Here is a 12262-nt window from a genome sequence, read left to right on the forward strand (position 1 = left end):
ATCAACACCCGGTCGGGCTTAAGCCGGTCCAGCCATTTCGCGAGTGCAGAGAAGGTCAACGCCGATGCGCTACCGCCATCACGTGCGCGCCGACGACGGACCAGAGCCGAAATCGTGACTGCACCAATGAGAGTCATCGCCAAAGGACCGGGGAACCAGACTTTGGCCCAGGCCATCGCGGCGGTCGACCCGGCCATGACGGACAGTCCCGTCACCGGAACCGCGGCCACGGACGCCGGCAGCGGCAATCGAACCCAGGAGACCAGCGCCAACCCTGGTCCGGTGAGGATGAAGACTGCGAGCAGGATCGCCCGCACGCCGGCAGGCAGCGGAGCGAACGACAACAGACCGAGCACGGCCGAGACAAGCGCCGAGTTCTCCAGATCGTGTGACGGGACCATCCGCTGCCTCCGCGCGTCCGCGACACGCGCGGCGTCGACCGGGAGTTCGCCGACGCGAACCGCCAACTCAGTCACGGGTCACCCGCACCCAGTCGACCAACATGTCAGCGGGAAATGGGGTGGTCTGATCCGCGGGCCCAGGCCAGTCCCCGCCGACGGCGACGTTGAGCAGAAGGAAGAACGGTTTGTCGAAGACCCATTGCTGATCGGGAGCCAGGTCGGCGGCCCGGAAGACCGAGGTGGTCTGACCGTCCACTCCGATCGAGATCACGCCGGGATCCCGCTGCACCCAATAGGTGTGGAAGTCGTCGACGAACGATGGCGAGATGGTGCGGGAGCCAGCGAGTTTGTACGCCTGACCACCCGTATCCGGCCCGATCGCGCCGGCGTAGAGGAATTCGGCACCGCCGATGGACTCCACGACGTCGATCTCGCCGCTTTGCGGCCAGCCGACCTGATCGAGGTCGGTGCCGACGAGCCAGAACGCCGGATGCAATCCGGTACCGCGCGGCAGTCGGATGCGTGCCTCGGCACGGCCATGGACGAACGAGAACCGATCCTTGGTCGTCAGCCGGGCCGACGTGATCCCGTCACCGTCGCGGCGAGCCTCCACGACCAGATGCCCGTTGCCGTCGAGCCGGGCGTTGTCGGTGGAGCGGGTGTACGACTGCGCCTCGCCGTTGCCCCAACCGCCCCCACCGACGTCGAAGTTCCAATTCGCGGGGTCGGGCGACGCCCCTGCGGCGCCATCGAAGTCGTCGGAGAATCCCGACGCCGTCTCGCCCCTGGCGTTCACCACCTGGAGCGCGATCAACGGCAATAACGCGACCGCGAGTACGATCGCCGCGATTCGGATCAACGTTCCCCTAGACAACCCGCTCCTCCATTACTCCTTCGTCGCAAGACATTTGGACGGCCTCGGCCCTGGCGACCCGTCGCAACCAGACGATGACGGGACCAATGAGAATCGCGGCCGACAGTGATTCGGCGATCAGATAGGACCAACCGACGCCCTGGACGCCCAGGGTGGGCGCGAACAGCAACGAACCGACGACGATCACCGTCGTCGACAGTGCTTGCACCGCCAGCACCAGTCGCATCTTGCGTGTTGTGCGCGCAAAACCCTCGTAGATCGAAACCACCGCCGCCAACGGCAGGAAGGCCGCCGCGAGGTGCAGCAGGCTCTGGCCGTGTGTGCGGTACTGCTCACCCGCGAGACCAAGCATCAGAGGGCCGAACACCAGCAGCCCGGAGCTGGCGAGCACCGCGACCAGGCACTGGGTGCCAACCATGCGATAGGACAGCGCGAGGACGTGGTCGGGGTGGGCCGCAGTCTCTGCGACGTACGGACTCATGACCAGGTGCATCATGAGGTACAGCGCACTGATCATCGCCCACGCCACGGCGAAGTACGCATTGGCCTCGGGGCCGACCTTGGCGATCAGGATGAAGGGAACCACCAGCGGGCCGATCGTCCACAACGCCGCGATGCCCGAGGACGAGCCGAAGTAGGACCACACCTGGCGCGGCGGCGGCAGCCGTGGGGTCAGGCGGAAGCGAGAGTGTGACCCTGCCCGGCGATGCAGGCCGATGAGCGTGCCCGACGCCAGAACCGCGGCCGTCACGGTCCAGGCCAAGACGATCGAGCCGGCCAGATGCGCCAACCCGAGCAGGAACAGGGCGACCAGCTTGACCGCGGCATGCCCCAGGTTCTTGACTGCCGCCCATCGAGCAACGCCGAGCCCCGCACACGCCTTGTCCTGCAACGTGAATACGGCAAGCACCATCACCACTAGCGGATAGCCGGCCATCGCCCAACCGGACTGGAACAGGTGCTCCCCGGGCGCGAAGACGACCACGGCCACCCCAGCCAGACCCGCGAGCACCGCGACCAGGAAGAAGCCCTGGTTGAGCAGGGACTTGGCGCGATTGCCCGACACCGGCAGGAAACGCTCGTACAGGGTGTCGATGCCGACGATGGACAGCGTCGACACCATCACTGCCGATGTGATCACCGCGGCGGCGATGCCGACCTCCCGTGGGGGCACCAGTCGGGCCGCCAAGGCCCAGAACGCCAGTCCCAGAACGCCAGTGGCAAGATTCGACGCGACGAGGGCGACCGTGTTGATGCGGAGATTGCGCCGCGAGGACACGCCGTCCTCGCCGACGCCTCTCGACACACCTTCCGTGCTGGCGGTCGACGATTCGGTGATGGGCTGACTGGTCACGGCTGCCCGGCCCCGGTCAGGATCGGTCCATCGGCACCGCGTCGGTCGATCCCGAGCAGTGGCGCCGGGGACAGTCCTCGTCGTCTCGCCTTGCGGTAGGCCAACGCACCGGACAGGACTGCGCGCCATGTCCCCGAGCCGATTCCGGCCGGGAGTTGCGCTGCGTCAGCCGAAACGGGACGGGCCGTCGCAGATCGCGCCGCCAGATGGCGCAGTAGCGCCGGGGCATGTCGGACGCTGGCGGTCACGGCGAGCCGGGCTGTCGTGCGATCGCCTGCGACCTTGCCCAGCCAGGCCCCGAGACCTGTTCCGTAGCTCCGGATTTGAGACAGTAGACCGTCGTTGTCGACTCGGTGGCGGTGCCAGACGATGGCGGCCGGGTCGTGGACCAGTTGGCCGCCCGCACACAGAATGCGGACGAACATGTCGATGTCCTCTCCGCCCCCGGTCGACGAGCCTGCGCCGAGCGCCTCGTCGAAGCCACCCAGCCCGATGACCACGTCGCGGTCGACGGCGAAGTTCGCACCGGTGCCGTAGTTGCGAACCGCGAAGGGAAAGAGCGGGATGTCAGACGGTGGATCGCTGGAATCGAACACGCGCGCTCGGGTGATCTCCGACCAACCGACCAGGCGATCGAAGTAGACCTGGGACGGAGTCCGTAGCTCGGCGGCCAGCACCACACCGGTGACACAGGCCACGGCTCGCCCGCGAGAGAATCCGTCGAGGATCTTGCTCAGCCAGCTCTGATCGACCAGGACGTCGTCGTCGGTGAACGCGACCAACTCCCCCGTCGCGTTCAGTAGGCCGGCGTTTCTCGCCTTGGACAGCCCTGGACGGGGCTCTGCTATCAGCCGGATCCGCCGATCGGAGAGGCCGACGACGTAGTCTCGAGTGGCGTCGGTCTCGGCTGCGTTGTCGACGACGATGATGTCGAGATCCGGGTAGTCAAGGGCCTGAACGGATTCCAGGGCTCCGCGGAGCATCTCCTGGCGGTCGCGGGTACAGATGACCACGCTGAGCGACTTCGACCGCGCGCAGTCGGCCGCGCCAGATGCGGCAGGCGCAGACGCAGCACTGCGGCGAAGATCCTCGACCCGGCACCACAGCTCGTCCAAGCTGACCGACCCATCGGCGATGCCGAGCTCCGCGTACCCCAGCGGCGCGTCGGCCGCCCGAATCAGAACGCGGGCACGGCCGAATCCAGCGGAGCCCTCCAGCCGGCAACGAGCCGGGGTGGGTTGCCGTGCGGCGTGCTCGATCGCGATGTCGACGACGTCGGCCCAGATTTCGCCAATCCAGACGGCACCACCCCACACCGGCGGCTCCGACGCGGGCAATATCGGGCTTATCGTCAACTCCGCGGGAGCGGCATGCGTCATGTCCGACCGCTCCGGAACCGTCGAACGAGCTTGCCACGGACATAGCCCGCCGTCGTGACGATCAGCCCGGTGACGATCATCGCGGCGCGAGCCAGGCCGGGCCCGGTCGCGGACAGCGTTTCTCGGAGTAGGGCTCGCGGCAGAATGCGCAGGCTGTAATCCCGCTCGCTGCTGAGGGAGCCCCTGGCGGGCGCGAGTTCGGTCACGACGGCCTTCGACAGTCCCTCGTGGTAGCAACGACGGACGAAGTACCGCACGGTGGTGCGGTCGTCTGAGACGTAGTGCCGCACTGACGCACCCGGGTCGAACAGGACGCGGCTGGAAGGCAGGCGCGTCCGTAGCCGCAGAAAGAGTTCGGTCTCCTCGCAGCCGACGGGTAGGGAACCGACCCTGCCGACCTCTGGACTGAAGGCCCCCAGTCTGGTGAGAACGTCGCTCCGCACGGACATGTTGCACCCGAGTGGATTTCGCACCGGGGCGACGGTGCTTGGCTGACCGACGTAGCTGCAGCCCACCACCCAGTCGAACTCGCGCGGAAACCACTTCGGCCGCTCATCGGGCCATACCGGCGTCGCGTATCCACCCACCGCCGCGACCCGCGGGTCGCCGTAATGACTCATCAACGTCTCGGCCCAACCCGATTGCACCTCGGCGTCGTCATCGACGAAGGCCACCACGTCACCGGAGACATGGGCGACACCGGTATTGCGTGCACCGGACAAACCCGGCAGTTCGTGGTTGCGGCACAGGGTGACTCGCGCGTCGTCGCGGAAGCGGTCCTCTGCTAGACGATGGAGCTCGTCGCAGTGGTCGATCACGATGACGACGTCGATTCGATCCGCCGGCTCCGACAGAACGGATTCCACTGCGCGGCAAAGGCCTTCCCAGCGGCGGGTGGTGTAGGAGCAGATGACGACGGACATCCGGACGACGTCGGCAGGAGCTGGTTCGTCCGAGAGGGAGAGCGTTCGACACTCCATGACTCGGTATTCAGCTTCCACCATCGTCACCCGCCGACGTCATCGCCAACTGCGAGCGCGACCTGCGTCGACGCACGCTGCGGTAGCGCGCATCGCGCAGGGCGCTCACGCCGTAGAGTCCCGTCCGCCGCACCTGCATGTCGATCGACTTGAGTCGTCCGCACAGGGTGTCGGCGGTCGTGATCCGCCATCGGGGATCCGCCGCGAGGCGGTGCGCGAACCGGTTCTGCTCCGACAGTTGCGAACTCGATGACGTCAATGCCGTGATGGACCCGGTTCCGATGCGGAAGGCCGCCAGGGTATTCGGGGTGCCGAAGAAGTCACCGAGCGCCAGCAGACGAACCCACAGGTCGAGATCGGGAAGCCACGGCTCGTTGCGGAACCCGCCGCATCTGTCGAAGTCCCTTCGCCGGAACATGGTTGCGACGGGCGCCCCGACCGGGTTGGTTCCGCTGCGCACGATTCGCTTGATGACCTGGCCCGCCGCGTGGCGGCCCGTGATGCCCGCCAGGCCTCGGGCCGGTCGCAGCAGTCTGCCCTGTTCGTCGATGAAGTCCGTCCTGGTCGAAACCAGGGCGACGTCGTCGAGGTCGTCGAGAATCGCGGCCTGAGCTCCGATACATCCCGGCGCGAGAATGTCGTCGGCGCAGACGAGTTTGACGAACTCCCCACGACTGCGACGTACTGCGAGGTTGAAGTTGTCGACCACGGGCACCGTCGACGTGTTTCGGATGACCCGAACCCGCGGATCGTGCACCCGGTCGAGGATGCCCCTCGTCCCGTCGGAGCTGTTGTTGTCGATGACGACGATTTCGAGGCCGTCGACGTCCTGGGCCAGGATGCTCTCGAGCGTCGCCTGCAGGTGGCGTTCGGCTTGATAGGCCGGTATGCAGACCGAGACCCTGGGCGAGCCTGGGTGATTCGGCGTATTCACCCGGCCCGGCTGGGGTGCGCTGGTGATCGTCATGGCGGCGGTCAGCTGACCGTGGCCGGAGCTGGGCGCCTCGCGCTCGCCAACGCCTGGACGATCCGTCCCGATAGTCCCGACCGGTGGTCGCGAAGAAGCGTCCGCAGAACGCGGATGCCGTCCCGGACGGCGTTGAGGTTGGATTCACCGTGGCGACGTGGCATCTCCATGCTCGGAACCTCGGCGATTCGAAGGCCGGCCTGCATTGCCCGGACGACCATCTCGGATTCGATCTCGAACCCGGTTGCCGTCAGCTCGAGCGCTTCGAGGTAGCGCCGCTGAAAGGCACAGAAGCCGTAGCAGAGGTCGGTCACCTGGGCGGAGTAGGCCTTGTTGAAGACCGACAGCAGGAACTTGTTCCCGAGCCGCCGGAACGGCGTGATGTCGAGCGAACCGCCGCCGCAGATGAAGCGTGACCCCTTGACGAAGTCGTAGCCGTTGGCCAGGAAGTGTAGGTAGTGCCGAATTTCTTGGGGCGCCATGCTGCCATCGGCGTCCATCATCACGATCACGTCGCCGGTCGCGGCCCTGAAGCCGGTTCGCAGCGCGCTGCCCTTGCCCTTGCCCTCCTGCGGAACCACGATGATGTCCGGACGCGCGCTGAGGGCGGTGATCAGGGTGGCGTCGGTCGAGTTGCCGTCGACGAGGATGATTTCGTCGACGTCGTCGGCGATCTGATCGAGCACCCAGGCGATGTTTCGCGCCTCGTTGCGGACGGGAATCACCAAACTGACCGTGGAGATGACCGAAGGCTTCGGTGATCGACGGGGAGTCCTGGCAGGCGCCTCCACGACGGTCGCTTCGATCGTCGTCCCGATCACGCTCGCTGGATCGGGAACGGAAAAAACGGAGGCAATCTGATGTCCGTTCGAGGACGCGATGTCGGTCATGAAGCGGCTCCCGTTCTATCAATGCACGCTCGTCAGGGGTTGGCAAACGCTGAGCTCTTTGCCGGAGACCGTCCGTGGTGGAGACTTGAATGGCGAGCGCAAGGTCTTTGATGTTCGCTACAGCGACGCTGTGGCAACTTGTGATGCAAGAACGATGCGGACGCTACCAGTAGCTAGTTACCTGGGCAAGCAAAATTTTTAGACCCGCGCTCCGGTTCAACTTCGTTAGCCTAACGATGCATTTTGGATTGCCGCGTTGGTCAATAAGACCAGGTAGACATCTTTTATGTCGATGGTGCCCGTTCGCTGGCGCTTGACACGCCACCGTCCTTCGGCACGGAGATGCTGTTCTAGCAATGTCATTTAGTATGCGAATTAGAGACCAGGGTCACATCCGGCAGTCACGTCGAACGCCAGTGGAGGCTCATTTATTTACTAGCCAGTTGAATTCTGGCAAATCAATCTAGATGTCTTCGATTCTTCGCTTCGGTTCGCCGTAGGACACCGGGGAAGGAGCGGTCGCAGCAGCCCGAACGACTGCGCGCGCAGAGACGCCGCAAATCTCCCCGACGCAGGGGAAAACCCCTTGGGGCCCGAAAGGACGCCAAGAGTTGGGGTTGGGCCAGGGGCCGGGGTATCAGCCCTCGAGCTTGTAGCCAAGCCCGCGCACGGTCACCAGGTGGACCGGGTTGGCCGGATCGCCCTCGATCTTCGACCGCAATCGCTTGACGTGCACGTCGAGCGTCTTGGTGTCGCCGACGTAGTCGGCACCCCACACCCTGTCGATCAACTGCCCCCGGGTAAGCACCCGGCCACTGTTGCGCATCAGATATTCGAGAAGATCGAACTCCTTGAGCGGCAACGTAATCGGCGCGCCATTGACCGACACGATATGACGTTCGACGTCCATCCGGACGGGGCCGGCCTCCAGCACGCCGTCACCGATCCCAGCGTCGTCGGTGTCGGCGCCGCGACGCAGGACGGCCCGGATGCGCGCGATCAGCTCGCGCGCCGAGTACGGCTTGGTGACGTAGTCATCGGCACCCAGTTCCAGCCCAACGACCTTGTCGATCTCGCTGTCCCGCGCCGTCACCATGATCACCGGGACGCTCGAGCGGGTGCGCAACTGTTTGCACACGTCGGTCCCACTCATGCCCGGGAGCATGAGATCCAGCAACACGATGTCGGCACCTGCGCGTTCGAACTCGGCGAGAGCCGACGGTCCGTCGGTGACGACGGTCGCCTCGAAGCCCTCCTTGCGGAGCAGGAATGCCAGGGGATCGGCCAACGACTCTTCATCTTCCACGATCAAAACACTGGTCATGAGAGTCTCGTGCCTTCCGTTGCCGACGCGTGCTCTTCCACGCTCCACACACTGGTCATGACTGCCTCGTGCCTTCCATTGATGCGCCGATAGCCACACTGGTCATTGGTATGCCTGGTCCTCTCGTTCATCCGATTCCTCTTCGGTCTCGGGATGGGCCGGAATCGACAGAGTGAACGTCGACCCGGTGCCTGGCTGACTCCACAGCCGGATGGATCCGTTGTGATTGGCCGCGACGTGCTTGACGATGGCCAACCCGAGCCCGGTGCCACCAGTGGCCCTGGACCGCGCCGTGTCGACGCGGAAGAATCGTTCGAACACCCGCTCCTGATCGTCGCGCGCGATGCCGATACCCCGATCCGTCACTGCTATCTCGACGTGGTCACCGCGGCGACGGCGACTGACGGAGACCGGGGAACCCTTGGGCGAGTATGCAATTGCATTCGACACCAGATTGGCGATCGCCGTCACCAGTAGCGGCTGGTCCCCCAGCACGCGGTAACCGGTCGGCGCGTCGGTGGTGATCGCGATGTCGGAGTTGTCGGCGGCCACCTTGTACCGCGACAGCGCCTCGGACACCACGGAGTCGACGTCGACGGCATCCAGGTCGGGAAGCGGCTCGGCGCCCTGCAGTCGCGACAGTTCGATGAGCTCGCCGACCATGTTGGCCAACCGCTTGGATTCGGTCACCATCATCTCGGCGAACCGGCCCACGGTCTCGGGATCGTCGGTCGAGACCAGGAGCGCCTCGGCGAGCACGCCCATTGCGCCCACCGGCGTCTTGAGCTCGTGACTGACGTTGGCCACGAAGTCCCGGCGGGTGGCCTCCATCCTGGCGTGTTCGGACTGATCGTCGACGTAGACCACCGCGAAGCGCCGGTCGTCCTCGGACAGGAGGCGAACGTGGCCACGCACGGAGAGCCCCGATCGGCCGGGGTTTTGACGCTTCACCGGGGCGAGGTCGAAATCGACGTCGAGACCGGTGGCCAGCGTCCGCTGCGCGGCCGCCCAGGCCCGGTCGTCGAGCAGCCGGTCACGGACCAGACCCAGGTCGCGCGCCTGCTCGTTCATGTAGACGACGTCACGGTAGTTGTCGACGACCACGGTGCCCACCGGTGCCAACGACACGATCCGTTGCAACATCTGGGAGACGGTGATCCCGTCCTGGTCGACTCCCCGTCGCCGCCTGCGTTCGGCGATGCGTGGTGCCAGCGCCAACCCGAGCCAGACGCCGAGTGCCAACGCGAGAAGGGAAACGACTGCCACGATCAGCAGCGCCGCTACCGCACTCACGCGAAAATCGTACGCACTCGGTGAACGTCATCCCAGCAGCGTGCGGCCAAATCGGGACAAGTCACACGGACAAACACAGGAGTTTGGACCCCGTTCACCGGAGTTCACCCGCTGTTCGCCTCGACGGTCTCCCGCCGGGGCGCGAAGGAGGCACCCGCCCTGTTACCTGGCGCCCTGGGAGGCGACTGCCGCGGCGCCTGCCGCCGCGGCATCCGGGTCCAGGTACCTCCCGCCTGGGACGATCGGCTTCAGCGCATCGTCCAGCTCGTACACCAGCGGGATGCCGGTGGGGATGTTCAGGCTGACGACGTCGGCGTCCGACATCCCGTCCAGGTACTTCACCAGCGCCCGCAGCGAGTTGCCGTGCGCGGCGATCAGCACCGTCTTACCTGCCGACAGATCGGGCGCGATCGCCTCGGTGAAGTACGGGAGGAACCGCGCTACGACGTCCGCCAGGCATTCGGTCAGCGGCCCCCCGCCGATGGAGGCGTACCGCGGGTCCGCGTCCTGGCTGAACTCCGCGCCCTTCTCGATGGGCGGCGGCGGCGTGGCGTAGCTACGCCGCCAGGCCATGAACTGCTCCTCGCCGTACTTCTCCTTGGTCGCGGCCTTGTCGAGTCCCTGCAGCGCCCCGTAGTGGCGCTCGTTGAGGCGCCAGTCGCGATGCACCGGGATCCAGTGCCGATCGGCGGCGTCCAGCGCCAGGTTCGCCGTGGTGATGGCCCGACGCAGCAGCGAGGTGTAGAGCACGTCGGGAAGCACGCCCTCCTCGGCGAGCAGCTCACCACCGCGCACCGCCTCGGCCCTGCCCTTGTCGGTGAGGTCGACGTCCACCCAGCCGGTGAACAGGTTCAGCGCGTTCCATTCGCTCTCGCCGTGACGGAGCAGCACCAGAGTCGCCATGGGAGAAATGCTATCCCGCGAGGCTAGATGGCGCCTCGGTCGTCACGTTCGTCGTCACCTTCGTCGATGAGGTGCTCGAACGCGCGTAGGTTCTTCAGCGACTCGCCACGCTTGACCCGCCAGTCCCACTCCTTCTGGATGGACGAGTGGAAACCCAGCTCCAACAGCATGTTGAAGTCGGACTCGACGGCCTGAAGTACCTGTCCGAGAATGCCGTCGATGACCTCGGGTGTCACCGAGTCGAGGGCGATCCGGCCAACAAGGTAGATGTCGCCGAGATTGTCGATCGTGTACGCCACCCCGAAGAGCCTGCGGTTGCGCCGCAGCAGGTACCGGTAGACCTTCTCGTGGTCCTCGTCGGGCCTGCGGCAGATGAACGCCTCGATGCGCACCGAGTGCGTGCCGACGGTGAAGATCGTGTTGGTGATCAGCCTGCGTTCGCCGGGCACTTCGACGACGACGCCCGACGGGGCACCGTCGACACCCTCGTGGAAGGCGTACTCGAGCTCGCTGTCCTTGAGCGTTGCCTCGATGACGTCCAGTGCGCTCATGTCTCGACTCCCGCTCGCTCCGGTCCTCGCTCGTGCCTCGCTGCGATCCTCACTCGCGCTCGTCTTCGGGGCGCTCATGCGCGAATGCCCCGTCGGATCGAGAAGCGGCGCCCGTTGCGCCGGGACGGAGCCTCGGTGCGCTGGTGTCGCGAACGGTAGTCGGTGATCGCGCGGCCATAGCTCGCCAGAAGGGCATCGACGGTGTGCGCCCAGGAGAAGGTCGCAGCGTGCTCCACGGCGGCCGCCCGCATGGTCTCCGGGCCGCGGTCGAACAGGCCGCCCATCGCCGCCGCCCAGTCGGCGATGTCGTGGCCCTCGACCAGGACGCCGCTCACCCCGTCGCGCACCGCGACGGGAAGACCTCCCACGGCGGCCGCCACCACCGGCGTCCCGCACGCCTGGGCCTCGACAGCGACCAGCCCGAACGACTCCGCGTAACTGGGCACCGCCACCATGTCGGCGGCGCGGTACAGGTCGACGAGCTGTTCGCGGGTTTGAGGGGGCAGGAACGTCACCCGGTCGCTGATACCCAGGTCGTCGGCGAGCTGAACCAGTCCGTCGGGATTGGCCAGACCCGAGCCGGACGGGCCTCCCGCGATCAGCACGCGCACGCCTGCCAACTTGGCGACCGCGCGCAGCAGGACGTCGGGCGCCTTGAGCGGTTGGATGCGGCCCACGAACGCGACCACCTTCTCGTCGGCTTCCAACCCGAGTGCGCGCCGCGACTGCATCCGGTCGCCAGGGGTGAACGTCTCGAGGTCGACTCCCGGGTGCGCGACGTCGATGCGGTCCTTGTCGGCATGATGCAGCGAAACCAGTTGCTGGGCTTCGTATTCGGTGTTCACGATCAACCGGTCCGCCTCATCGACGACCTGCTGTTCACCCACGGCGCGCAGGGGCGGCTCCGGCTGGTCGCCCACGGCCAACGACGCGTTCTTCACCGCGGCCAGGGTGTGCGCGGTGTGCACCAGCGGCACCGCCCACCGGTCGCGCGCCAGCCACCCGACCTGCCCGGACAGCCAGTAGTGGGAATGCACGATGTCGTAGTAGCCGGGCTCGTGGGTGGCCTCGGCACGCAATACGCCCGCGGTGAAGGCGCACAGCTGCGTGGGCAGGTCGTTCTTGTCGAGCCCCTCGAACGGGCCCGCCACGACGTTGCGGACGAGAACGCCGGGTGCGACGCGCACCACCGGGGCGTCTGCCGACGACGTCGCCCTGGTGAAGATCTCCACCTCGACGCCTCGCCGAGCCAGCTCCAGCGCGGTCTGCACCACGTAGACGTTCATCCCGCCTGCGTCCCCGGTACCCGGCTGGGCCAGCGGGGAGGTATGGACCGACAACACGGC

At 66.3% G+C, this 12262-nt stretch carries 11 protein-coding genes and 1 pseudogene; all 12 read right to left on the bottom strand.

Annotated elements, in window-relative coordinates; all coding sequences use genetic code 11:
• Positions 1 to 476: pseudogene (locus ACRDUX_RS02430) on the bottom strand (hypothetical protein); the annotation flags it as partial.
• Complete coding sequence (locus ACRDUX_RS02435) at positions 469 to 1275, bottom strand: glycoside hydrolase family 16 protein (RefSeq protein ID WP_526410664.1); 807 nt, start codon at positions 1273 to 1275, stop codon at positions 469 to 471. The pseudogene ACRDUX_RS02430 and the gene ACRDUX_RS02435, both read right to left, overlap by 8 nt.
• Positions 1268 to 2629, bottom strand: a complete 1362-nt coding sequence (locus tag ACRDUX_RS02440; protein ID WP_526410666.1) for a lipopolysaccharide biosynthesis protein — start codon at positions 2627 to 2629, stop codon at positions 1268 to 1270. The genes ACRDUX_RS02435 and ACRDUX_RS02440 overlap by 8 nt, the downstream gene beginning before the upstream one ends.
• Positions 2626 to 4008, bottom strand: coding sequence for a glycosyltransferase family 2 protein (locus ACRDUX_RS02445; RefSeq protein WP_526410668.1), 1383 nt, complete (start codon positions 4006 to 4008; stop codon positions 2626 to 2628). Before ACRDUX_RS02445 ends, ACRDUX_RS02440 begins: the two co-directional genes overlap by 4 nt.
• On the bottom strand, positions 4005 to 5012 hold the full coding sequence (locus ACRDUX_RS02450; protein WP_526410683.1) for a glycosyltransferase family 2 protein: 1008 nt from the start codon (positions 5010 to 5012) through the stop codon (positions 4005 to 4007). Before ACRDUX_RS02450 ends, ACRDUX_RS02445 begins: the two co-directional genes overlap by 4 nt.
• The gene (locus ACRDUX_RS02455; RefSeq protein ID WP_526410670.1) at positions 4999 to 5955 is read right to left on the bottom strand and encodes a glycosyltransferase; all 957 of its coding nucleotides are present in this window, start codon (positions 5953 to 5955) and stop codon (positions 4999 to 5001) included. The genes ACRDUX_RS02450 and ACRDUX_RS02455 overlap by 14 nt, the downstream gene beginning before the upstream one ends.
• A gap of 8 nt (positions 5956 to 5963) precedes the next feature.
• Entirely contained in the window at positions 5964 to 6845 is an 882-nt protein-coding gene (locus tag ACRDUX_RS02460) for a glycosyltransferase family 2 protein (RefSeq protein ID WP_526410672.1), read from the bottom strand.
• Positions 6846 to 7482: 637 nt separating this feature from the next.
• Positions 7483 to 8169: a two-component sensory transduction protein RegX gene (regX, locus tag ACRDUX_RS02465; protein ID WP_526410674.1), complete on the bottom strand. Its 687-nt coding sequence runs from the start codon at positions 8167 to 8169 to the stop codon at positions 7483 to 7485.
• 102 nt (positions 8170 to 8271) lie between these two features.
• Positions 8272 to 9462, bottom strand: a complete 1191-nt coding sequence (locus ACRDUX_RS02470) for a sensor histidine kinase (protein WP_526410676.1) — start codon at positions 9460 to 9462, stop codon at positions 8272 to 8274.
• A 162-nt stretch (positions 9463 to 9624) separates the two neighbouring features.
• Positions 9625 to 10365, bottom strand: coding sequence for a phosphoglyceromutase (locus ACRDUX_RS02475; protein ID WP_526410678.1), 741 nt, complete (start codon positions 10363 to 10365; stop codon positions 9625 to 9627).
• Between the two features lie 23 nt (positions 10366 to 10388).
• A complete protein-coding gene (locus ACRDUX_RS02480) occupies positions 10389 to 10916 on the bottom strand; it encodes a YbjN domain-containing protein (RefSeq protein WP_526410680.1) in 528 nt (175 codons plus the stop codon).
• A 74-nt stretch (positions 10917 to 10990) separates the two neighbouring features.
• On the bottom strand, positions 10991 to 12262 hold a 1272-nt coding region (gene mshA / locus ACRDUX_RS02485; RefSeq protein WP_526410681.1), incomplete at its 5' end, for a D-inositol-3-phosphate glycosyltransferase.

It is taken from the genome of Mycobacterium sp., from assembly GCF_050701675.1.
GTDB lineage: Bacteria > Actinomycetota > Actinomycetes > Mycobacteriales > Mycobacteriaceae > Mycobacterium.